General features: G+C 54.7%; 17 protein-coding genes. 15 read left to right on the forward strand and 2 right to left on the reverse strand.

What is annotated here, in order from left to right:
• Window positions 1–19: 19 nt before the first annotated feature.
• Complete coding sequence (locus KJW29_RS02865) at window positions 20–298, reverse strand: hypothetical protein (RefSeq protein WP_187104706.1); 279 nt, start codon at window positions 296–298, stop codon at window positions 20–22.
• A gap of 56 nt (window positions 299–354) precedes the next feature.
• Window positions 355–651 (reverse strand): DUF3055 domain-containing protein, encoded by a 297-nt coding sequence (locus tag KJW29_RS02870; protein ID WP_214628688.1) that lies wholly within the window; start codon window positions 649–651, stop codon window positions 355–357.
• A 366-nt stretch (window positions 652–1017) separates the two neighbouring features.
• Here KJW29_RS02870 and KJW29_RS02875 point away from each other — a divergent pair, with 366 nt between their 5' ends.
• The 15 genes from KJW29_RS02875 to KJW29_RS02945 all read left to right on the forward strand — a co-directional run bounded on the left by KJW29_RS02875 (window position 1018) and on the right by KJW29_RS02945 (window position 25174).
• Window positions 1018–2016, forward strand: coding sequence for an HRDC domain-containing protein (locus tag KJW29_RS02875; RefSeq protein WP_214628689.1), 999 nt, complete (start codon window positions 1018–1020; stop codon window positions 2014–2016).
• Window positions 2017–2168: 152 nt separating this feature from the next.
• Entirely contained in the window at window positions 2169–2630 is a 462-nt protein-coding gene (locus tag KJW29_RS02880; protein WP_087566656.1) for a chemotaxis protein CheX, read from the forward strand.
• Window positions 2631–2749: 119 nt separating this feature from the next.
• Complete coding sequence (locus KJW29_RS02885) at window positions 2750–3523, forward strand: SDR family NAD(P)-dependent oxidoreductase (RefSeq protein WP_214628690.1); 774 nt, start codon at window positions 2750–2752, stop codon at window positions 3521–3523.
• 28 nt (window positions 3524–3551) lie between these two features.
• Window positions 3552–5105 carry a DEAD/DEAH box helicase gene (locus tag KJW29_RS02890; RefSeq protein ID WP_214628691.1) on the forward strand — a complete coding sequence of 518 codons (1554 nt, stop codon included), beginning with the start codon at window positions 3552–3554 and terminating at the stop codon, window positions 5103–5105.
• Window positions 5106–6319: 1214 nt separating this feature from the next.
• On the forward strand, window positions 6320–7615 hold the full coding sequence (locus KJW29_RS02895) for an S-layer homology domain-containing protein (protein WP_214628692.1): 1296 nt from the start codon (window positions 6320–6322) through the stop codon (window positions 7613–7615).
• Window positions 7616–7784: 169 nt separating this feature from the next.
• On the forward strand, window positions 7785–8534 hold the full coding sequence (locus KJW29_RS02900) for an ABC transporter ATP-binding protein (RefSeq protein ID WP_214630963.1): 750 nt from the start codon (window positions 7785–7787) through the stop codon (window positions 8532–8534).
• Entirely contained in the window at window positions 8534–9787 is a 1254-nt protein-coding gene (locus KJW29_RS02905; protein ID WP_214628693.1) for an ABC transporter permease, read from the forward strand. Before KJW29_RS02900 ends, KJW29_RS02905 begins: the two co-directional genes overlap by 1 nt.
• Window positions 9788–10097: 310 nt before the next feature.
• Window positions 10098–11006, forward strand: a complete 909-nt coding sequence (locus KJW29_RS02910) for an ABC transporter permease (protein ID WP_214628694.1) — start codon at window positions 10098–10100, stop codon at window positions 11004–11006.
• 13 nt (window positions 11007–11019) lie between these two features.
• Window positions 11020–11955, forward strand: a complete 936-nt coding sequence (locus tag KJW29_RS02915; protein WP_214628695.1) for a carbohydrate ABC transporter permease — start codon at window positions 11020–11022, stop codon at window positions 11953–11955.
• 65 nt (window positions 11956–12020) lie between these two features.
• Window positions 12021–13577, forward strand: a complete 1557-nt coding sequence (locus KJW29_RS02920; RefSeq protein WP_214628696.1) for an extracellular solute-binding protein — start codon at window positions 12021–12023, stop codon at window positions 13575–13577.
• Window positions 13578–13682: 105 nt separating this feature from the next.
• Window positions 13683–15908 (forward strand): AraC family transcriptional regulator, encoded by a 2226-nt coding sequence (locus tag KJW29_RS02925; RefSeq protein ID WP_214628697.1) that lies wholly within the window; start codon window positions 13683–13685, stop codon window positions 15906–15908.
• A gap of 93 nt (window positions 15909–16001) precedes the next feature.
• Window positions 16002–21401 (forward strand): S-layer homology domain-containing protein, encoded by a 5400-nt coding sequence (locus KJW29_RS02930; protein ID WP_214628698.1) that lies wholly within the window; start codon window positions 16002–16004, stop codon window positions 21399–21401.
• 197 nt (window positions 21402–21598) lie between these two features.
• Entirely contained in the window at window positions 21599–22558 is a 960-nt protein-coding gene (locus KJW29_RS02935) for an ABC transporter permease (protein WP_214628699.1), read from the forward strand.
• An 18-nt stretch (window positions 22559–22576) separates the two neighbouring features.
• Window positions 22577–23452, forward strand: a complete 876-nt coding sequence (locus KJW29_RS02940; RefSeq protein ID WP_087566645.1) for a carbohydrate ABC transporter permease — start codon at window positions 22577–22579, stop codon at window positions 23450–23452.
• A gap of 78 nt (window positions 23453–23530) precedes the next feature.
• Window positions 23531–25174: an extracellular solute-binding protein gene (locus KJW29_RS02945; protein WP_214628700.1), complete on the forward strand. Its 1644-nt coding sequence runs from the start codon at window positions 23531–23533 to the stop codon at window positions 25172–25174.
• Window positions 25175–25210: the final 36 nt, after the last annotated feature.

Below are 25210 nucleotides of genomic sequence, written 5' to 3' on the forward strand. Positions count from 1 at the left end.
TCTTTAATGCGAATAGGGCTTACGGCTCGTCATGCACCTCGGGAACGCCAGCTCGATAATCGTCCTCGCCGGGATACTCCCGCGGCAGATCCTTGTGCAGCGACTTGTTCTCATAGCCGTAAGCGCTCTGTTTATGCTGCCCCATCCGCCAAGGCGAGCTTTTGCCAAGGGATTCTCTAAGCAAGTCCGAGCCGTAGGGTCCTTCGGGAAACTCCTCCGCGAACAGATCATTCTCATGAGATTGTTCGGTCAATAGCTCATCGTGATAATCGCGGTCGTCATAATCACCGTGAAACACTGGCTGTTTCCTCCCTGAATAAATAGTCATGGTTGTACATTAATAACGTACCCCGATTAATCGGTAAAATTCACCGTGCCAACGACAAAATATAAAAATTGCCTCAGCTCATCGCCTTCTTCCTGCGTCAGATTGAAGACATGTTCCAAATAACCTTCCTCTTCGAGATCGTCAGGACCGATGATGGCCGTTTTGCCGAACTGCAGATCCGTTACAAGCTTCTTGCCATAGAATCGATTGGTCGTCAAGATGGCCAGGTCGAACCGCTTTAGGCCGGGCGTAATAAAAGTGACGAATCTGGTGGACGTATCCTCCAAGGAATCCGACAAAAAATCATAATTGGGCAGCTGCATAGAAATCCCTCCGTTAATGGATGCTGGTAGTCATTATACCCTACTCCCCGGAAAGCCGGCAGTACGAATTTAAAGAGGTTGTTCAAATTCGGCTTGTAAATCTCTTGATGATATGGTAGCATGTAACCAATCGAATAGATGAACGGACTGTGTGAGAACGAGGAAGCACCTCTTTTGCCATAATGGCGGAAGAGGTGCTTTTTTTTGTTCAAATCTAGGAAAGTATATGATTTCGCCATACTTTCTCTATATTTCTCGGAATGAAACGCGCCGCGCCGCCAAAGGACGGCGTAGCCGTTTCACCTTGTTATCCACGGTACGTTGTCGTTATTCGCTACCAATGATGAGATGAAAGGTGAGTGACGTATGCAAATCGTATTCATGAACACATTTGAGAAATCGGCGGGGGATGCGGGGATCGAAAGCGCAAAGCTGTTCATTGGGGAGGATCAAGGCAGGTGGTCCGTCGAATGGCGGGAGGATGCGGAAGAAGGGGAACGGATGGCGGTCTGGTTCGAGGGCACGTCATGGGAAGAGATGATGATTGCTTTCCGGCTTGGCATCGCCCGGATGATGGGAGCTGGTTATATGCCCATTATTGACGGCATGCTGGAGAGCCCTCGCGCGGGTAACGGCGGGTACTTGACGATGCTGCAATGTTATGGAGAGCTGCATGCCGACCAGGAGCTGTTCCAAAGCCTTCGCGAATGGCGCAGAAAGGCGGCGGGGGCGGAGAAAAAGTCTGCCTACCTTGTGGCGACGAACCGGATGCTGTGGATGATCAGCGCATTCGTGCCTCAATCGGACGAGGAGCTGCGTCAAATTCCGGGCTGGGGCCAGGTCAAGCATGCCGCATACGGCGCAGATGTGTTAGCCGTTACAGCGGGCGCTTCGCGCACGACGACCTTCCCTCTGGATTGGGTGGCGGAACGGCTGGATCCTGACGTGTTCGCCACATGGCAATGCAAGCAGAAGGAAAACAAATATAAGCTGCTGATGGACCGCCAGCAAGAGAAGAAACAAATATTGAGCGTTCTTCAGCAAGGCGGACAACTAAGCCAGTTGGAAGAGCAATTATCGCTGTCCAGACGGGAGCTGCTCATTCGAATCGAAGGATTGGAGGCGGAAGGGTACGATGTCGAGCCGTTTGTGGAACGCGAGCTTAGCGAAGTGCCTGAATCCGAGAGGCAGATGATTTGGGAAGCGATGTCTGCAATGGGCGACCGTTATCTTAAGCCCGTGCTTGAGCAAGTATACGGACAGCAGGAGGAAGGGAAGTCCGGCCGTCAGGTCGAGCAGCTCTACGAACGTCTTCGTCTGATGCGAATTCGTTATCGCCGACAAGCCGGCAGCAAGGCCGTTTGAAATAATCAACCTCACGGTGCAGGACCAACGGGCTTAGGTCTTAAGGAGCGTATCGCCATTTAATAGTATACTTGTCCTAGTGATTCGAGTATAATAAGTCTCAAAAAGACAAACTGCGAATTTTGTCGAGAAAAAAGGAGCGCTTCCCTGTTATGAAGGCAGAGTATATAAACCCGTTTCTTGAATCTGCAAAAATCGTAATCGAGCAAGTCGTGCAAATTCGGCCTGCGACAGGACAGCTAGGTCTCAAGGACATTAAGTTTGTTGAGAATTATATCTGGATTCAGATCGGTCTCAATGGGCAGATGAAGGGCGATATTGTATTCGGACTAAGCGAACAGGTAGCACTCAAGATGGTGTCGGCTATGATGGGAGGCTTCGTGATTGCTGAGCTTGACGAGATATCCCGCAGCGCAATCTCCGAGCTGGGCAACATGATCAGCGGCAACGCCAGTACGATGTTGTACAATCAGGGTGTTAAGGTTGACATTACGCCGCCCAAGGTCATCCATTCCGCACAGACAGCCGGCTTTAACGCCAAGCAGGCACTGACGATTCCGCTAATAATGGAAGGAATCGGCGAGCTGGACATTCAAGTCCTCATCGCTTCATAATCGCAAGAAAGCTCCTTAGGGAGCTTTTTTTTGCTTCCGGGGTGAGAGTGAAGTAAACTTATGGATAATAGAGGTTATTCAAAAAGTGAATCGCAACCAATTCGGAGTGGTGATGTGAGATGCTGAAGGGGAAAATCGTTCTTATATCGGGAGCATCCAGCGGTATCGGGGCCCTTACTGCCGGCTTAATCGCGCGCAGAGGAGGCATTCCTGTACTGACAGGGCGCAATGAAGCCAGGTTGGCCAGGACGTCTGGGGCAATCGGAGGCCAGAGCTCCTACTTTGTCATGGATGTGACCGATATGAAGCAAGTGGAGGATGTAGTAGAGAAAGTCATCCGCCAATACGGTAGAATTGATATTCTGCTGAACAACGCCGGCTATGGTCAATTCGAGAGATTCGAGGATATGCCCGTGGAGAGCTTCGAATCGATGATGGATACGAATTACATGGGCGTTGTGCGCTGCACAAAAGCCGTGCTTCCTCACATGCGCAAGCAGGGCGGAGGACATATCGTTAATATCGCTTCCATGGCGGGCAAGATCGGATCGGCGAAATCGACGAGCTACACCGCGACGAAACATGCCTTGCTTGGTTTTACAAATTCGCTGCGGATGGAGCTGCGGAGCGAAGGGATTGTCGTGTCGGCCGTGAATCCGGGACCTATCGACACGGAATTTTTTGCTATTGCTGATCCATCCGGCTCCTATACTAAAAATATTGGCTGGTTCATGATGAAGCCGGCTTATGTGGCCAAGGCGATCGTCCGTGTCATGGAGAGACGGAAGGCGGAGCTGGACCTGCCGCATGCCGCTTCGGTTGGAATCAAACTGTATGGATTAATGCCGCGGGTCGCGGACCGGCTGTTCGGCGGACTGCTTAATCGAAAATAAAGGAAGCTACAAGAGGGGCTAACAAGAAATGGAAAACGGCAAAACATGGGTAGAACTTGGCTTAAACGAAAAGCTGACAAAGCTGTTGGCGGAACGCGGAATGGCGGCGCCAACTGACGTGCAGGCGGATACGATTCCGGCCCTGCTTCAGGGGAAGGATGTATCTGCCCGCTCGCAGACGGGAACGGGCAAGACGCTGGCGTTCCTGCTTCCAATGCTGCAGCGAATCGATGCGGAACTGGGCCATATTCAAGGCATCGTTATCTCGCCGACTCAGGAACTGGCGATGCAGATCGTCCGCGTAGCGGAAGTATATGCTGAGCCGCTTGGCATTCGCGTTCAACAGCTTATTGGAGGAGCCGCGATGAAGCGCCAGGTGGAAAAGCTTAAGTTGCGTCCCCAGCTTGTCATCGGAACTCCGGGACGTATTCACGAGCTGCTGAAGAACAAGAAGCTGAAGCTGAACGAGATCCGTCTCGCCGTCGTTGACGAAGCGGATCAATCCTTTCAGCTGGGCTCCGAGAAGGATCTGGAAACGGTGCTGTTTGCCATGGGCAAGAATCGTCAGCTTGCATTTTTCTCTGCTACGTATCCGGAAGAGATGGCCAGATACGAGGGGCGCTGGATGAAGGAGCCTGTCCGCTTCCAGCTCGCCATGGAGCATCGCGTATCGTCGACAATCGAGAACTTGTACGTCGTGAGCGACCGTCGAGATAAAACAGACACAACGCGGCGTCTTATCCGGCTGCTAAATCCAGCTTCCGCGCTGCTGTTCCTAAATGACACGAATGAGATCGGGAACTGGGAATCCAAGCTGAAATACGAGGGTTTCGCCGTAGAAACATTGTATGGCGACTCCGACAAGCAGCGCCGCGCGGCAACGTTGGCCAGGTTCCGGGAAGGGACATGCCAGTTGCTGCTTGCAACGGATGTCGCCGCGAGGGGTCTCGACATCGAGGGACTTCCGCTTGTGCTGCAACTGGATCCCGCCGTGGATGCGGATCATTATGTGCATCGCGCAGGACGTACGGGAAGAATGGGCAAGCGGGGGACGGTTATTACGATCGTGACGCCGCAGGAGTTGTTCATCATGGAGAAGTTCCGCAAGTCGCTGGGGATCGATCTCTCGGAGCGATCGATGTACAGGGGCAAGCTGCTGTCTGATGAGCAGCTTCGAGAGGCGACTAGACCAAGATCGCTCCGGAACGGGAGCAAGCAAGACAGCGCGGGAAGCGAGCCGGCCCAGCAGGCGGGAGAGCGGGGTGACGTCAGCGGCAGTCGTGCGGCAATCTCGGCTGCCGCAGGTAAACAATCGGGACGGTCCGAAACGGGCGGGCGGTCCGTTCGGCCTGGAGGTTTAAGCCGCGAGGTCGCAAGTTCGCGGACGGGTTCCAAGCCGGCACCAAGCAGGACTCAATCCCCCGGAAAAAAAACGGAGAAATCTGCGATGAATCCGGCTGCGAAGCCCGCTGCCAAGCCTGTCACGAAGGCTCAGGCCAAGGAGCAGAAGAAACGCGAGGGCAAAAATAAAGGCGCTCCTAAGTGGTTAAAAGAGAAACGGGATTCGGCGAAAAAGCAATAAAAAGAGTGCGTGATTTTACCAGTTTGGGAACAATCACAAAAATGATCTGAAATATTAGAGGCGGGGCTCCCGCCTCTATTTTGCTTCAAAAAAGCATTAAAGTATGCTTCAATGAGCAGATCAGGTACTGTATCCGTACCAATAAAGTAGGCGAATGAGCAGCTGTAGGCGTTAAAAACGCCGATGGATCGTAAAGTAACTCTGATTAGCGCCCATAGACGTTAGTAGCGCCTATAGCTCCCAAAAGTAAGCGAACGAGCAGCTATAGGCGTTAAAAACGCCGATGGATCGTAAAGTAACTCTGATTAGTGTCCATAGGCGTTATTAGCGCCTATGGCTCCAAAAAGTAGGCGAACGAGCATCTATAGGCGTTAAAAACGCCGATGGACCGGAAAATAACTTTGATTAGTGTCCATAGGCGTTATTAGCGCCTATGGCTCCAAAAAGTAGGCGAACGAGCAGCTGTAGACGTTAAAAACGCCGATGGATCGAAAAGTAACTCTGATTAGTGTCCATAGGCGTTAGTAGCGCCTATGGCTCCAAAAAGTAGGCGAACGAGCAGCTATAGGCGTTAAAAACGCCGATGGATCGAAAAGTAACTTTGATTAGTGTCCATTGGCGTTAGTAGCGCCTATGGCTCCAAAAAGTAGGCGAACGAGCAGCTGTAGGCGTTAAAAACGCCGATGGACCGGAAAATAACTTTGATTAGTGTCCATAGGCGTTATTAGCGCCTATGGCTCCAAAAAGTAGGCGAACGAGCAGCTGTAGGCGTTAAAAACGCCGATGGACCGGAAAATAACTTTGATTAGTGTCCATAGGCGTTATTGGCGCCTATGGCTCCAAAAAGTAGGCATACGAGCAGCTATAGGCGTTAAAAACGCCGATGGATCGAAATGTAGGCGAACGAGCAGCTGTAGGCAACGCAAACGATTGGTGGAGAAAAGAAATAGAAGAATGGAGCGTGTTTGGCGGCGGCGTCATCTAATCAAACGGATGCGAATCTCAGGTGCGAATAGGCAGTGAACAGTGGTGTGAAATCGCTTATGGAGATTGTCCCCGAAAACCGCTTTTTGGTCACAGAGCAGGCCGCCAAGCGTACCCGACATAAAATTATTTTAATAGCCACCCCCCTTAAACGGACTTCCCCATGCGAAAGGTATGGGCGAAGGTATAAAGCGGCATGTCCCGCTAACGTTTAAAGGAGAGTGGCTATTATGACGAAAAAGACTTTATGGAAAAAGACGGCGGTTACCGCGACTGCGGTACTGATGCTGGCAAGCGGCGCGACGTCCGCATTCGCGCACTCGAACGATTACGATAATGGCAAGAATGGTAAAGGTAAAAACTGGGATCAGCACGATAAGAAGAACAAAAACGACAAGGACGATGACAGAGACGACGATGACAAGTGGGACAAAAACAAAGGTTGGGGCGACAACGACAACAAATATAAGGTCAAGTGGAACTTCGAGGATGAAGACCAACTGGAGTGGGCGCTTGAATACATTATGCGTCTCGCGGCGAAAGGCGTGTTCACGGGTTACGAGGATGGCACGTTCAAGCCGAAGCAGCATATCTCCCGCATTGAGACGCTGACGGCTGCCGTCAGGCTGATGGGGCTGCGCGCACAAGCGGAATCCGCAGAGGAAATGGGTACGGAGCTGAACTTCAAGGATGCAGACAAGCTGAAGAAAAAATATCCTTGGGCAGTCGGTTACGTATCCGTAGCACTGGAAAATGATTTGTTCGCCGAAACGGAGACGGAGATTAAACCGGAGCAAAACGCTACACGGTTATGGTCGACGATCTTGTTGATCAAATCGCTTAAGCTGGAGGATGAAGCAAAAGCTCTGAACAACACGAAGCTGGATTTCAAGGACGCGAAGGAAATTCCGGCAGGCTCTGTCGGCTATGTAGCGCTTGCCTTGCAGAAGGGCATCATTACGGGTTATGAGGACAAACATGGCAATAAGACGTTCCGTCCGAACCAGCCAGTAACGCGCGCCGAGCTGGCGGCGCTGCTCGACCGTACAGACAACGAGATGCCGGATCACGACGCACGCGCCATTCAAGGTACGCTGAAGACTGCAGCCAATGGTGCTCTGACGATCGTTCAATCCGATAATACCGAATTGGCGCTTGCCGTTGATCCTACGGTCTTTATCTTCCGCGATGACAAAAAAGCGACGATCGCCGATCTGAAAGCCGGTGACAAGCTGTTCATCCGTACTTACCAGAACAAGGTCGTGTTTATCGAAGTTACAGAGAAGGCGCCGGTATCGACGGCGTTTACGGAGCTTGGCGTCATCAACACGCTGAATTTCAACGCTCAGGCGAAGCTGGCTACGATTACGGTTACTCGCACGGAGTCCAACAATTCGACGACTACGCTCATCTATAACGTGGATGGCAACGTATCCGTCGTAGGCGACGCCACCAAGCTGAAGATCGGCCAACTGGTCGAAGTCAAGGGCGAAAACGGCATCGTCAAAACGATAACGATCAAATAATAATGCAATCATTGTCCGGCAATACGCCGGTCACAAGCTGGGGCTGTCCAATCGGGCAGCCTCTTTTCTATTTTTGAAATTTGCCTCCAACTTCGGTATGCTGATAGATAGTAAACATGCAGGGTAATTAAGGAAAACCGTGGAGAGGATGCTGGATGTTATGAACAAAATGGACAAAGTGCTGCAAGTAAGCGGCTTGACCGGCGGATATAGTCCAAAGAGGCCAGTGCTGCATGAAATTGAATTCAGCATCAGACCGGGCGAGATGGTGGGGCTGATCGGTCTCAACGGAGCGGGCAAAAGCACGACGATCAAACATATTCTGGGGCTGCTCACCCCGCAGCAGGGCGAGGTGGAGGTGGCGGGTGTGAGGCTGGCGCAGCATCCCGAGCAATATCGATCGGCGTTCGCATACGTGCCGGAATCCCCGGTGCTGTTTGACGAACTGACGGTGGAGGAACATCTCCGACTCGCCGGGATGGCTTACGGCGTACCCGGACAAGACTATGAGGCACGCTCCGAGGAGCTGCTTATCGAGTTCCAGATGGTGCCGAAGCGCCGTGCATTCGCCGCTCATCTCTCCAAGGGAATGCGGCAGAAGGTGATGATCATGAGCGCGCTGCTGGCTTCGCCGCCTTTGTATATTATCGACGAACCCTTTTTGGGACTGGACCCGCTTGGCATTCGGTCGCTGTTGGACAGACTGGTTGAGGTAAAACGCAGCGGGGCTGCCATTTTGATGAGCTCGCATATTCTGTCCACGGTGGAAGCCTATTGCGATTCCTTTATCGTCATGCATCAGGGACGTATCGCCGCACAAGGAAAGCTGGAGAATATTCGGTCCGCTGCGGGCTTTCAAGAAGGGACGGGGTCCCTGGAGGATGCGTTCTACCGGCTCGTTGCAGGAGGGGAGAGCTGATGGCGGAGGCTGGAGCCCGGCTTGCGGTGACTTGGAGCGAACGTGCCCGCGCGTTCCGCAAGGAGATATTTCCTTATTTGCGTTATATGGCGCAGAGCGGTTTTCCCGCTTTCCTATCCTTATTGTTCATTGCTTCCGCCATCGGATATTTTGGTCTGATTCGGGACGTGCCGCCAGACTTCCCCTTAATAGAAGTTGGCGTCGTCTTCCTGACGCCCGTACTCTGCTGGAGTCCTCTTCGTACTTGGCTTGCCCCGGCGGATGTTGTTTATTTGATGCCGAGAGAGCATGAGATGAATGTATATCTAAATCGATCATTACGCTATTCGGTCATCTGGAGCAGTATTCTGGCCGCGGCCGTATTTTTGCTTTATGTGCCGGTCTACCAGCGCGGAGGCGGCGAGAACGATGTCTGGCTGTTGGCCGTGGCTCTGCTGCTCTTGAAAGGAGCCGGACATTACGGGGCTTGGCGCGAGCGGCGAATGTCATGGGGGGCTGCCCGGATTTTCTTTCGGCTTGGCCGTTGGCTGCTGACGGCAGGCGTCATCGGAGCTTGGCTCCTCTATCCGGAATGGCAAGCAGCCTTGTTTATGTTTATTTGCATGGCGCTGCTCGCTGCCGCATATCGTCTGCCGCGCAATCAGCGGTTCCCTTGGGAGCGGCTCATCCGGGAGGAAGAAAGGACGCGGAAGCGGTATTATTCGGCCTTCGGCATGTTTATCGATGTGCCTGTCGTCTCGGCGAGCATTGCCCGCAGGCCTTATCTGTCCTGGCTATTGCCGCGGATCCGCTACGGGCAGAACCATGCATATGTGTATCTGTACGCGGCATCGCTTATACGCACGGAGATCGGAGGCATCCTGATCCGTCTAGTGCTGCTTGGCGGACTGGTATCCTATTGGGCTGCAGACGCCGCGACCCTCGAAGGATGGGGAGCTGCGATCTCCTATGCCATCTTCGCATTCGTTATGACGCTCCAGCTTGGAGGTCTGCGTTATGTGAACCGTTACACGGTTTGGAAAAACATTTATCCGCTCCCTTTGGATGGCCAGCGAGAGCAATTCGCCAGATTGGATAGGGCAGCATTGCTGACGGGACTCTCCATCCTGTGGTTGCCCGCGTCGTTGCCGCTGCTTCTCGGCGGTTATTACGTTGCGCCGATCTCCATTGCCGCAGCGATGTTGATCTATGTTCTTGCGATCCGTCCGGCGCGCATGCGGAGAAAGCTCCTGCTTGAAGCGGAGGAGGATTAACGAACCAAAAAAGCTCGAACAATCTTTCACAGACTTGGCCCGCAACCCCGCCAGTTCCTTACGGAACCGCGGCTCGCCGGCCAGGTCTGTTTTTTTGCGGGCAATGGACTTATAGCGGTCGGACTCGCGCTACGGCGATAATCCGACAGGAGAGTGGGCTCGCTGGCAGGTTCGGAATCCGATTCGAGTTCTATTTGCGCTTCTAACAGGCGATTAGCACATTTCGGACTGTTCAGAGGCGGCTCTGCTGGCCTATTGTAGGAGTCAGCCCGTGAAACGTCACTGGACATGAGGAAGGAGCAGAATACGGATGGGATTCATCAGGGAACTAACGAAGAATCGCCAGCTTTACGCGTTGGCTATTCCGGGTATTATTTTTTTGGCACTGTTCTCTTACATCCCCATGGTCGGGCATCTGATTGCGTTTCAGCGTTTTCAGCCTGTCAAGGGAATTTGGGGTAGCGATTGGAGCGGACTTGCCAATTTCGAGTTTTTTTTCGGAGGACAGGATTGGCTGCGAGTTACCTTCAACACGGTTTATTTGAACGCGTTGTTTCTGGTGTTCGGCATCGGGGCGGCGCTGCTGCTGGCAATCTTCATAAACGAGGCGGGTTCGGTCCTGCTGCGAAAGCTTAGCCAGTCGCTCATCTTTCTTCCTTACTTTATTTCGTGGCTGGTCGTCAGCTTGATGATGCTTGCGTTTATGAGCTCGGACGGGCTGCTTAACGATTGGCTCGGCCGATTGGGTTTGGAAGGGGTGAACTGGTATCAGAACGCGAAGTTATGGCCGTTCATTCTGACTGTCGTCTACGTCTGGAAGTTTTCCGGTTATTATTCGATTATTTTTATGGCCGCCATTGTCGGCATTCCGAATGACTATTACGAATCGGCGCGAATCGACGGAGCGACACGGCTGCAGCAGATCGTTTACATTACGATTCCGTCGATCCGCTCCGTCATCGTCGTGTTGATGCTGCTCGGCGTCGGCCGAATTTTCTTTGGTGACTTCGGCATGATTTACGGTATTATCGGCGACAACTCGATCTTGTATCCGACGACCGACGTTATCGATACGTATTCGTTCCGGGCTTTGCGTCAATTAGGCAACTTCGGCATGTCTTCGGCCGTCGTGGTGTATCAATCCATTATGGGTTTGGCGACGATTTTGCTGTTTAACCGGCTTGCGCGGCGCATCGATCCCGATTCGAAACTGTTCTAGGAGGATGATGTTTATGGGCAATCAGCCGCAGCAATCTATCGTTCCGTCGCCTTCCGGGCAAACTCGTCAATCCGCTGGAAGGAGCGCGGGCGAATCCATCTTTTTAACCGTCGTGTACGCGGTCATTGTTTTATTCGGCGTCGTGTGCGTCGTGCCTTTTTGGCTCGTGCTTGCGAATTCTTTTGCGACGGAGGGCAGCTTTCTGGCGAACGGCTATCAACTGCTGCCGGAGGCCTGGAGCCTTGACGCCTATTCGTTCCTGCTGAAAGGCAAGCAACTGCTGCTCAGCTACCGCAACTCGCTGACGGTTGCCGTCGCGGGTACGGTCATCGCGGTGACGATTACGTCGATGTTCGCTTATGTAATTGCGCATCCGAAGGTGAAATACCGCAACATTATGGCATTTCTGACCTACCTCGCCATGGTGCTCGGCGGCGGGCTGGTCGGCTTCTATATTATGGTCGCCAATTGGCTTCATCTTAAGGACAGCCTGTGGGCGCTCATCCTGCCTTATGTATTGAATCCGTTTTACGCTTTTATTCTGGTCGCCTTTTACAAGTCGCTACCTTACGAGATCAACGAAGCGGCAACGATCGACGGAGCGGGCGATATGCGGCTGTTCTGGAGCATCATCATCCCCGTCTCCACGCCGGTTATCGCCACGGTATCGTTGTTCTACGCCATTCAATTCTGGAACGACTGGTATTTGTCGCTGCTGTTCATCGACGATTACAAGCTGCATCCGCTGCAGCTCATGATCCGGCAATTGATCTCGAATCTGAACATGTCCGCTTATGTCGGCGGCGGCGCGAGCTACCGGGTGGCCGCTCCGGCCAGCTCGATCCAGCTCGCGACAGTCTGTTTGACCATCGGCCCAATCGTGCTGCTCTATCCGTTTTTACAGAAATATTTTGTCAAAGGCATTACGATCGGCGCCGTCAAGGGCTGACGCCAAACTTGATTTAGCCGGAAATCTCGGTTAAATATACAATATACACTCAGGAGGTCGTAACAATGAATATTCGAAAAGGAATGGCGGGGACGCTGGCTCTGCTGCTGACGACGAGCATGCTTGCCGCGTGTTCTTCGAACGGCGGCACGGACGCTCCCGCCGCGAGTCCCGGCTCCACGGCGGCTACGCAAGAAGGCAAGCTGGATCCCGTCACGCTGAAAATTATGATTCCGGGCGACAGGCCGCGAGACTTCGACGCCGTCATCGCGGAAGCGGAGAAACGGATGGCGGACTCCCTGAACGTGAAGCTGGACGTCGTGTTCGTCCCGTTTGCGGATCTCGCCCAGAAGACGCAGGTGACGTTGTCTTCGGGCGAACCGATCGATCTTATTTTCGATGCCCCGTGGCTCCATATTACCCAACAGATCGCCGCGGGCAGCTATGCGCAGCTGGATGATCTGCTGCAGCAATACGGCCCGAACATTTTGAAGAACCGGCCCCAGGAAATGTGGGACGCGAACAAGTTCGACGACAAAATTATGGCCATCCCGAACGGCGTTACGTTCGTCCAGGGCCGCGTCTACTATGTGAGGAAGGATCTGCGCGAGCAGCTTGGCATTGCGCCGATCGAGACGTATGATGATCTTATTAAGTTCGCTTATGCGGTCAAGGAGAACATGCCGGACATCGTGCCGCTCCTTCCGTCGGGTCAGGATGTCAGCAAAGGGTTGTCGGAAGGCGCCTACCGCCGCTATTGGAAGGAAAACGTCGACAATGTGATGCCAAGTCCGGTGCTGCCGGAATCGCTGGTGCTGTATACGAAAAACAACGACGGAAAAATTTACAACCTTTTCGAAGAGATGGAACCGTCGGTATGGTCCTGGATCGAAAACTCGCGCAAGCTCTATCAGGATCAAATTATTAGCCAGGACGTTTTGGCCATCAAAGAAGTGCTTGAGCCTGCCAAACAAGGAAGAGTGGCGATCATTCCAAGCAACGAATTTGGCGTAGGCACCGACACGCAGCAAGCGCTCAAGAGCGTCAATCCCGAAGCTGAATTCGAGGCGGTTACGTTTATGAACGAGGAGAAAGGCGCCATCTTGACGAATGCGCTACAGTACAATTTTATAAGCGTGCCGGCCGTCAGCAAAAACAAGGAGCGCGCCATCCAGTTCCTGGATTGGGCGAATCGAAAAGAAAATTACGATCTGCTCGCCTACGGCATCGAAGGCACCAACTGGGAAGCGGTCGGCGATAACCAATACAAAGTGCTGGGCGACGGCTACGCCTGGTTCCCGTACGCGTGGATCTGGAATCCGACGCTGGACCGCCAGGATGCCGCCCAGGACGAAGAGACGTCGCGGCTCGACGCGTGGAGCGCGGACGTCGGCAACTTTACGATGGACGTGCTTGCCGGGTTTACGTTCGACAGCGCGCCGGTCGTCAACGAAATTTCGCAATACGTCAGCATCGAAGCCAAATATTATACGGCCATCTTTAACGGCGTTGTCGATCCGGACGATTATTGGAACCGTTTTAAGGCGGAAGCGGCGCCGCTGGCCAAAAAAATCCAGACGGAATTGCAGAGCCAGATCGACGCTTTTCTCGTTTCCCGCTAACGGCGATAGAGAAAACGCAGCAGGCAGTCAGCGGTTTTTCTCCAATAAGCAGCCGGTAGTCGACTTTCGGGAGCGGGAATAAGAACAGATGAAGGGGAGTTACGATTGCGACTGTTGCCTGAACAGACATACCTTCGGAATTTTTTGAAAATCGGAATTGGGTTCGCGATTATTATTCTGATCTTCTCCTTTTTCCTGAGACGGGAATATGCCGAGCAAGCTTATGGCGACGTGAACCGGCTGATGAGCGCCAAAACCTTGAGCGTCAGCCAGGGACTGGAATACCAGTTGGATCAGCTGCGAGCGTACGCGCTCAACATGTACCAGGACCCGGATATTTTCCATTGGCTGATGGCGGATAGCGGCGAGCCGTTGGTTGCGTCTTCCGCGCTGAAGTCGATATCGAAATTTTTGAGCTTGCAGTCCTTTATCGATACGACCTATTTGATCAATATGAAGACGCGGCAGGTGATCGACTCCGGCGACGGCATTCATACCTTCGACAATTTTGCCGATCGGGGGGTACTGGATCGCATTCTCGAGCAACCTCCGTCTACGCTGCGGTTTTACAATCACGAAAGCCCGGACGGGAATGCCCGCCTCGCCCTGATCGCGCCGGCGTACAAAAGCGGGATCAGCAGCCAAGGTTATGTCGTGATTTTGCTGGACAAAGAGCTGCTTGAGACGTATTTGCTGCAAAATTTGAACGAGGCATCCACCAATATCATGGTTGTGGACGAATCCGGAGCCGTCATTCTCGGCGGTTCTCCGGATATCGACGCCGAACAGATTATCCGACGCGATCCGGCTACCCATGAAACGAAGTCGGGCGATCAAATTTATTTGGTTCACTCTTACGCGTTCAAGGCCGAGGAATGGACGCTCCATTCTACCGTGCGGGTAAAGGACATCAGCAAAAATATCGATAGGATCCAGTTCCGCTTATTCGGCATGTGCCTGTTTCTGCTGATCGTATTGTCCGTCCTGTCCTACTGGAACTCGCGTCGCCAATTCAAGCCGTTCAGCCAGCTCGCAAGGCAGATCAGGAAGACGGTCGCGCCGGATGCGCAGATGGCCGAACAACGCAATTATTCGGAGTTCGCCGTTATTAAGACGGGACTCGACCATATGGTAAAAACGATGGATGAAATGAACAACATCATTCGCAATCATCGCGACGTGGTCAAAAACGAGCTTCTGCGGCAATGGCTGCTGCAGGGCGGCTACAGCAAGGAAATGGAGGAAAATGAAGCGCTGAGGCCGTTTCTGGTTTCGGACATTCGGCTTGCGGTCATTCGGATCAACCGGTTCCAATCGTTTTCGGAACGGTATTCGTACGCCTCCAGGAAACTCCTCCTGTATGCCATGGGCAATATCGCGGGCGAAATATTGAGCCGGCACGGCTTCGCGGCAGAGAACGTGGATCTCGGCAGCGATCAGCTGGTTTTGCTGGTCGGGGGAGGCGCGGAAGACGCCGATCCCGTGCTTGCGCTCAAAGAATCGGACGCGGCGATCGGGCAGTGGCTCAATCTGAATGTCACCTCGGCGATCAGCGATCGAACCCCGATAAAGGCGAATATGCGCGCCCTGTATGAAAGAATCAGCGATTTGACGCTGCTGCGGTTTTTTGACGCGGACGACAAGGTTTACGTGGAAGCCGATCTCGCACCTTATTTGCCTGAGCGGCAGTCGGATCTGGACGAAGGCGCCATCCATCAATTGATCGAGTCGACGCGCAAGGCGCAGAAGGAAGCGGTGCGCGAGCAGCTCGACGTCATGTTCGAAGAGCTCCAGAAGCTGACGTACGCGGAATGCCAATTCCGGCTTAAGCTGCTGTTGTTCCACGTCTTCAAGGCGTTCAGCAAGGCGATAGGCGAGCGGGAACAAGGCGCGGATCAACTGCTTCGGCAATTCGACACCTTGATGGACGTCAAAGATTGGCTCTACAGGCAGCTCGAAGCTCTCATTGACAGCACGGCGCTTCAACATTCGTCTTCCACGCGCAGAGAAGAGCTCGCCGCCGAAATATTCGATTACGTAAAGCAGCATTTGCACGATCCCATGCTGACGCTCGAAAGCATCGCGGACTATATGATGCTGTCAGGGAGTTATGTCCGTCTGGTATTCAAAGAGACTTATCACATCACGCTTTCCGGCTTCATCCATCAAGAACGTCTGGAGCAGGCGAAGCAGCTGCTGGTGTCCACGGACTGGCCGGTGCTCGACATTGCGGAGCGATCGGGTTTTCAATCCAAAACGACGTTTTTTACCTCGTTCAAAAAATATACCGGGCTTACGCCTAATCAATACCGCGAGCAGAATCGGGAATAGCCGGCTCTCGACTGGCCGTATCGGAATCCATCCGAAATCGGCCGGCTTTATCCATGAGTGAAAACGCTTTCAAAATAGGAGGTTACGAATGATATGAGAACAGCTGCTGGAAAGAAAGGGATTCATCTGCTTCTTGCCTTTTTGCTTGCCATCGGGTTATGGCCGCCCGCGCCCGCCGCGGCTGCGGAACCGCAAGAGACGAGAACCAATCTGCTCGCCGCGGATATGGACACGGGGTTCGACGGGGGGACAAGTCCGTTTACCCTCGAGATTCCGACGTCCGGCGGTTCGCAGCAGATTGTGCAGATCGGCGGCAATAACGCGCTGGAATTTCGCGACGCGTCGCTTGGCGCGAATGCAAACAGCTATTTCTTTTACGAGCTGACAAGCGGAGCTTTGCTGTCCCGGATCAATGACATTTACCGAATGCCGGTCGGGACGACCCCGACGGAATTTGTATTCGAATACAAGCTGCTCCGCAGCGCGGCGAGCAGCAAGCCGGTGCCGGGCAATACATACGCCCAGCTGCAGATGGCGCCTTACGACAACGTGAGCGTTCCGAGATTTCCCGCGGATTATCCGAGCATAACGGGAACGGCGGCTTACACCAATACGACGCCAAACGAGCTGAAGACGATTAACGACGAGGATCTCCCAAGCTACCGGTTCAGCATCGTGCCGAACGGGGGACAGAAGCTCATTACCAGCTTCAAGATCGCATTCAGCATTCGCGTAGATACGGGAGCAACGGACGAAGCTTACGTCATCGACGATCTGGCCATCTACGAAGCGGGGGGCGGCGTCCCTGGCGACGACGAAGCGCCAAGCGCGCCATCCGGTCTGACCGCTACGGACGTCACCGATACGAGCGTTAAGCTGTCCTGGACGGCGGCGACGGACAATACGGGCGTAACCAAATACGACATTTATCGCAACGGCGCGTTGTTGGCATCCGTAAGCGGTTCTACACTGACGCATACGGTTGCCGGACTGTCGCCCAACACGACTTACCGGTTCACCGTGAAAGCCGGCGACGGCGGAGGCAACGTCTCTCCTGCGAGCAACGAAGCGACGGCGACGACGGAGCCGTCTCCGGGCGCACTGCCGGAGCCGTTTGGCAACGGCGACATCGGCGACGCGAGACTGGCGGGCGACGCCGTATACGACGAAGAGACGGATACCTTCACGGTTCGAGGCTCCGGAGCGGATATTTGGGGCAATGCGGATGCATTCCATTATGTCTACCGGCCGTGGAAGGGGGATGGCCAGATCGTGGCGCGCATCTCCGGCATGTCGAATACGGTGGCGTGGACCAAAGCGGGCGTCATGATCCGCGGCGGCATCGCAGCCGGTTCGCCGAACGCGTTGATGATGCTGACCGGATCGTACGGCACGAGCTACCAGAGCCGACTCCAAACGGGCGGCGCGACGACGCAGCAAGCCGGAGCGGCCGGCGTGATGGCGCCTTATTGGCTTAAGCTGACGCGGGAAGGCTCCATGATCAGCTCCTATCATTCCATCGACGGAGAGAACTGGACGTTGGTCAAGCGGGAGGGGATCGCCCTTGGCGAAACGGCCTACTTCGGGCTTGCGGTTACGAGCCACGACAACAACAAGCTGAGCAGCGTTGTGTTCGACAACGTCAGCGTAGAGCCGGTGCCGGCGGAAGAAAGCTCTTACGCGCCGCAGCCGGGGACGCTCGAGACCCGCCGCGAATGGTTGTGGAACAAAACAAAATCGATGTCGGAAGTCGGCGGGCAGCTCAATATTTCGCAGATTGTAGCCCAACTGCTGGACGGACAGAACGAAACCGTCAATCTGCAGAAGCTGAACACGATGTTCCAGTCGTACGACTGGGAGCAATACAAGACGGTCGCCAAGATGTATGCCTATCTGCTCGTGGGCGACAAATTCGACAGCGCCTTGACGGAGCATGTGCGGGATTATTTCGCAAGCTACGCCTATGCGAAGCTGCCTCAGACGGAGAACCTGCGGATGAGCAATTATGCAGCCGGTTATCTGGTCGGCCAATATTTCCCCGATCTTGAGGATTTAAACGGCGTATCGGGCGCGGCGCTCAAGAGCTCGAACCGCGCCAACGTCGAGGAGATGCTGGATGCGGGCGTCCGCTTCGGCTGGGCGGAATACGAAAGCCCTGAGTATACGTTTATGACGTACCTCTGCCTCAACGCCCTGTACCAGTTCGCGGATGAGCCGGATTTCAAGCAGAAGGTGAAGATGGCGATGGACGTCATGTGGTTCGAATGGGCGAACGACTGGATCGATGGTATTTTTATCTCGACCTCGAACCGCGCGAAAGGCGACGCCGTCTCGGCCAACGATCCGTCCTGGAGAGGGGCCGACCATACGGCGCTGTCGTGGATGTATTTCGGCTCGCACCGCGCCCAGCAGAAGATCGGCGAATCGGATGCAGGCGTTCCCGCTTCCTACCGTCCGTTCCTGGAATATTTGGGCATGGCCGTTTACGAGGGAATGGAATACGAGCCGCCGGCGATGGCCGTCGAGCTTGGACAACTGAAGAATAAGGACTACATGTCGCGCAAAACGAATATGCAAAATTCCAGCGGCCGACTGCTCAATACCTATCGTCAGGCTTATGTGAAGCCGACCTGGGGCTTATCGACGGAGGTCACTTACAATCGCCAAGACAACTGGATCGAAGAAATCCCGGTCGCGCTGCGCTGGCAATCCGACGCGCCTAATCCGCTCTTCCGCGTCAACGCGGACCAGCCGGACGCGGCGATTGGCAACTATAATCAGCCGGAGAACCATCGCATCATGCAGGACGCCAAAGCGGCGCTCGGCGTGTACAAGTCGCTTAAGGAGCCCGGAGCCGCCGATAGCTATTTGACCGCCATGTTCCCCGACACGGGCTCCATTCTTGAATGGGAAGAGCAGGACGGCTGGGTATTTAACCGGACGGAGCAGATGTATTTCGCCTTCAAGATGATCAAGCCGTATACCTGGCATTACCAGACGCCGACGGATCCTGCCGACAAGGTGAAGCCGATGACGCCTCACCCGACGAAGCAACTGCATTATAACTACAACATTCTGCGCAGCAAGGCGGATACGAACGGCTGGGTGCTGGATAGTGCGGAGATTGGCGACTACGACGATCTTGACGCCTTCATAAACGCGATTCTCACCGAGACGGAGCTAAACGCCGACGGGATTAATGCGGCCAGTCCGCGTCTTGTGTACACCAATCTGAGCGGCAACGAGATGGACATTACGTTCGACAGAGCTTCCGGCTCTTACGCAGACACTCATCGAATCAACGGCGAGCCGATCGATTACGACAGCTTCAAGCTGTTCGACACGCCGTGGCTGCAGCAGGAGAGAGGGGCGGAGCTGTTCGCGGCGACCTACGGAGAAGAGTCGCTGACCTACAATTTCGGCAACTGGACGGTGACGAGCCGCAATCCGAACGAGACGGTAGCCGTGACCGGCGTCGCGGTCAGCGAGAACGAGCTGACGCTGGGTGCGGGCAAGTCGTTCCGGCTGCATGCCGAGTTCGAGCCGGCCGACGCGACAAACCGGAACGTCGTCTGGAGCTCGAGCCGTCCGTCCGTCGCCGCAGTGAGCGGTAACGGCACGGTGACGGGCGTCGCGCCGGGAACCGCCGTTATTACGGTAACGACAGAGGACGGCTCCTTTACGGCGGAGACGGACGTGACGGTTGTGATCGAGCCGTTGTTCGAGGACGGCTTCGAGAACGGCATCGCGGCATGGGATCTGTTTGGAAGCGCGGACTGGCGCATCGAGGGCAGCGGAGCCGAAGCGAAGCTGACCGGCTCGACGCTGCAGACGGGACCTCAGCGGGCCATCGTAAAATCGTCGCTGTTCCCTTACGCCTCGACGGATTACAGCATGAGCTTTACGGGAGCGGGCAACCGGTTCCGGGCGATGTTCCGCTATTCGTCCGGAACGAGCTATTATTTCCTGGAATTCAAGGACGGCATCGCGGCAGAGTTGTGGAAATATCCCGGTACGTCCACGCCGGAGCAAGTCGGATCGATCGTCCAGATCGGGGATGTTATACCGGGTTTTGCGCTCACGGATTCCCATGATTACGTCATTGAAGCCGAAGGCGGCGAGTTCCGCGTGTTCATCGACGGTACGCGGGTGGCGACCTTCGAAGACGACTCGCTGGCGGAAGGTGGCGTCGGCTTCTCGGTGAAGAGCGTCGGATCCGAAGCGAAGCTGGCCGTCGATCGGATCAGGGTGATGCCGCTGATCGAAGAGTCTGTTCCCGGAGGTGGCGACGACGATGACAATCCGCCTGCGGGGGGCGGCAACGAAGGTCCTCCTGCCGGAAACGGCACCGGCAACGAAAGCGGCACCGGCAACGGAAGCGCAACGGAAACCGACAACACGCTCATCGTGGAAGCCGACAATCTGCAGGGAAATGCGGACGGCACCATCGTCATCGAGGCTCCTGCAGGCGTAACGGAAGTCCGGCTTCCGGCAGGAACGAGCGAGCTGCTGGGCGACAACGCCATCGAAATACGTTCGGAGGAGCTGTCGATCGTGATTCCATCCTCCGTGATCCGCGAGTTGACGGCCCTGCTGCCGGAAGCGGAACGGGCAAAAGGAACCGTTAAGCTCACGCTTGCGCCGTTGCCTTTCGCCGAAGCGCAGAAGGTCCGCGCCGCTGGAGAACGTGCGACCGGAGCGGTTATCCGGCTCGGCAGCGCCATCTATGAGCTTAGTCTGTCCATCGCCGGAACGGCTTCCGCTTCGTTGACTCAATTCCCGGATCCGGTCACGATCCGTTTAAAGGCTGATTCGGCGATTCGCAGCGAGCTTGCCGGCGTCTATTATTTGCCAGAAGAAGGGCAGCCGGAATATGTCGGAGGCGACTATGCAAACGGCTGGTGGACGGCGGAAGTGCGTCGCTTCAGCAGATATGCCGTGTTAGAATTAGCGAAATCGTTCGAAGATCTGCCGGCCGCGCATTGGGCGTACAACGTAGTTCGCGGGTTATATGCCAAGGGAATCGTCCAAGGCACCGGAGCTTCGACATTTGCGCCGGAGCGGACCGTAACGCGCGCCGAATTCGCGGCGATGCTGGTAAACGCGCTGGGGCTGACGGAACGGGGCGATCTGCTGTTCGCCGACGTGCCTGCGAACGCCTGGTTCGCGGAGCCCGTGGCAATCGCATACCAAGCGGGCATCGTTGCCGGGAAAGGCGCCGCGATCTTTGATCCGAACGGTCTTGTGACCCGCGAGGAGATGGCGGTTATGGCGATGAGGGCGGTCCGCCTGCGCGGAGAAACCGCATCTGTCGGTGCGGCTGCCGCCTATAACGACGAATCGGAACTGTCTCCATGGGCTGTCGCTTATGTAAAGGAGGCGTCCGAGCTTGGACTGTTGCTAGGCAGAGGCGAGGGCCGGTTCGCGCCTAAAAACGGAACGACCCGAGCCGAAGCGGCGCAGGTGCTGCACAGGCTGCTTGCGTTGACTTAGGAGCCGATCGGACAAGCCTCCTTAGCCGTTTGCCGCGGTGCTGGAGGCTTGTGTCTGCCGGGAAAAAGAAATCGGACTTTTCCCCCGTTTTTTCGTCCTTCGCTCCGGTTTTCCAAGGCGCCGATTGCCGCTAAGCTTAATCATGTAAGCATTTTCTTCGGGGGATGCGGTCAGAGAGAGGATGGGAGGAAAGCCGGATGGGAGAGGCGGCTGTCAAGGTTGCCGGTCGGAGAGAAACGCCGCCTGAGCGGCGGACAACAGGGTTAAGGAGGTTATGGAAATACAAGCTGCTGTACGTGCTGCTGATTCCCGCGTTCGTCTGGGTATTTTTGTTCGATTATTTGCCGCTGTACGGAATCAGCATCGCGTTCGTCGATTACAACGCGATTCAGGGATTATCAGCAAGCCCGTGGGCCGGGCTGAACTACTTCCGGATGCTGTTCGAATCGGAGATGTTCATGAACGCCTTCGTGAACACGCTGATCATCAGCTTATACAAAATGATAAGCGGTTTTATATGCCCCATCCTGTTAGCGCTTGCACTTAACGAAATCCGTTCGGCGTGGTTCAAAAAAACGTTGCAGACGGCGGTCTATTTGCCGAGATTCGTATCGTGGGTCGTGTACGGGGGCATCATTACGCTGCTCTTGTCGCCGGAGACCGGCATCATTAACAAGGTGATCGAATTTTTCGGCGGCGATCCGGTCTACTTGCTCGTCGACCCCGCCTACTTTCGGACGATTCTGGTCGTTACGGATGCGATGAAGGAGATGGGCTGGGCGGCGATCATCTATATCGCGGCAATTGCCGGCTTGAACCCGGAAGTGTACGAAGCCGCCATTATGGACGGCGCGACGCGGTTCAAACGAATCGTACACATTACGCTGCCGGGCATTGCGAGCACGATCGTCGTTATTTTTATCCTGCGGGTCGGTTACGTCATGAGCGCGGGACTGGATCAGGTCATCAATCTGTACAACCCGATGGTTTTCGAGGTCGGGGATATTCTGGATACGTACATTTACCGGGTCGGCATCGAGCAGTTCAGCCTCAGCCTTGCGGCCGCGGCCGATGTCATCAAAGGCGCGATCGGACTTGTGCTGGTGCTGATCGCCAATCATATCGCCAAACGAATCAACGACTCCGGTATTTTTTGAGGAAAGGGAAGAGAACGCATGAAGCTTACGCGAGGCGAGACGACCTTCGTCGTCTCCAACTATGTCGTCCTGACGCTTGTTACGATCATCATCGTCCTTCCGTTCTGGTACGTGATCTCCGTATCCCTGACGCCATACTCCATTTTCAGCGAACGGAATGGCATGATTCTGATGCCGACGTCGATCAGCTTCGATTATTACGAATATTTGCTGAAAAAAGGATCGATGATCTACGCCTCCTATGGAAACACGATCCGCAATACGGCGGGAGGCGTCGCGCTGGCGTTGTTCCTGACCGTAACAGCGGCTTACGCGCTGGCGGATAAACGGCTGCCGGGACGCAAAATCATCATTTTGTATTTCGTATTCACGATGTTGTTCCGGGGCGGCATGATCCCGACCTACATTACAATCAAAGGGCTCGGGCTGCTCAATACCGATTACGTCCTGATTCTCGTCATGGCGTTCAGCGCCTTCAACATGATTATTATGAAATCGTTTTTCGAAGGCATTCCGGAAAGTCTGAAGGAATCGGCGGCCATAGACGGGGCATCGGAATTTAGAATATTGTGGCAAATTGTGTTGCCTCTTTCGCTGCCGGTCATCGCCACGGTTGGACTGCTTTACCTGGTCGTTTATTGGAACGATTTCTTTAACGCCATGCTGTACGTCACCGATTGGGACAAAGCGCCGGTCCAGCTCGTCCTTCGCTCGATTATCGCGAGCTCCAGCCTGCCTCCGGAGCTGCTTGAGCAGGCGGGAACCGCGCCGCCGCCCACAATCGGGATACAGATGGCCGCCATCGTCATTGTCGCATTGCCCATGTTGATTATTTATCCGTTCGTTCAGCGTTATTTTGAGCAAGGCATGCTGATCGGCTCGGTCAAAGGGTAAAGCGCCGTCAACCCGGTTTATCCCCTGCGGGGTAAATATAGCTTTATAAGGTAGGACATTTGAGGAGGTCTATTAACCATGTCGAAGAAAAAGAAAGTTTGGCCAGGCGGAGTACTGACCGCCGTATTGGCAGGCACCGTGCTGGTGGCGGGCTGCAGCACGCCCGACAACACTCCGGAGGCGTCCCCGTCGTCGGCCCCGACCGAAGGAACGGTCGCCACGGCATCGCCGGCTCCCGCCGAGCCGTACGAGCTGAAGTGGCTGAAGGCGCAGGACATCTCGAAGCCTTACGACCCGGCCAAGGACGTTGTCAAACAAGCCGTTGAAGAGAAACTCAATATCCGCATCGTGCCGGAGATGGTCGATGTCCAGCAGTACAAAACGAAGCTGAATCTAAAGATGTCGAGCGGAGACTTTCCGGATGTGGTCCGGATCGATTTCGTCGACGACTTCCAGAAGTATGCGCAGCAAGGCGCGTTCGTCGACCTGACGGATCTGATCAACGAGCAGAACACGCCTAACATTATGAGAGAAGTTCCGGCCGAAGTGTTGGAGCAAGCGAAGGTAGGCGGCAAAATATACGGCATCCCGTACCAAGGAGGGCCGGGCGCGGGTTATCGCTGGAATCTGGTCATGCGCAAAGATTATCTGGAATCGATCGGAGCGCAAACGCCGACGACGCTGGATGAATATTACAACGCGCTGAAACAAATCAAGGCGGAGAATCCGAAGGTTATTCCGCTAGGCGGTTACACGGCCCAGATCGGCGAGCCGAAATTCGCCAACAACTCGTTTGACCATATTTTCGGCGCGTTTGGCGTTACTCCTGGTTTCTTTACACAAGAGAACGGCAAGTTCGGCAACTACGACATCGATCCGCGAATGAAGGATGCGCTGTTGTTCCTGCAGCAGATGTACAAGGAAGGGCTTATCGACAAAGAGTTCGCGACGATCAAGGAAGAGCAGCTGCGCACAAAGCTGTATAACGGCCAAATGTTCTCGTGGATGGGCTGGTGGTCGACGGCCAACGGCTACGACACGATGGTGGAGACGGGCGAACGGATCAAAAAAGGCGAGCTTGCGGCCGACGGCAGCCTGCCCGACCAGAATGACCAGCCGTATAAATATTTGACGCTGACCGCTTCGCTCACCGGAGCGGACGGCAAGGCGGTAGCTCCTGCGGGAGCGCCTTTCTCCCAAATGCACGCGATTAGCGTCAAAACAAAAGACCCGAAACAAGTATTAGCCATTATCGAGGAGTCGCTGTCTCCGGAAAATCAAATGTTGACCGTCTGGGGCATCGAAGGCAAAGACTACAAATTCGAGAACGACAAGATGAAAGCCATAACGGATCTTGTCGATCCGCAAACCCAGCAGGATCCGGACGGCAACTACCGCGGCATTCAGAGCTATCTGTTCGCGCCGGGTCTTAACGGCTGGCCGCGTTATCTGGAGTCGCTGCCGCTCCGCGCGTCGGAAGCGCTGGACGTGGCGATCAACAACCCTTATCAAATTTCGGACGCCTCCAACTACCTGGACTCTCCGACGAAGATTGCCAAGCTTGTCGAGTTGAACACGATGCGCGATTCTGTCTTTACCCAGATTATTATGGGCGCGGACATCGCCAAGTTCGACGAATTCGTAGAGAAGTGGAAATCGCAGGGCGGAACCAAAATTTTGGAAGAGCTTGAAGCTTCGTTCAAAACAAAAACGGGCCAATAAGCCGTCACCCCTCCCGCTTCGCCGCGCAATCGGCGG

This window comes from Paenibacillus agaridevorans (assembly GCF_018604145.1).
Classification (GTDB): Bacteria; Bacillota; Bacilli; order Paenibacillales; family Paenibacillaceae; genus Pristimantibacillus; species Pristimantibacillus agaridevorans.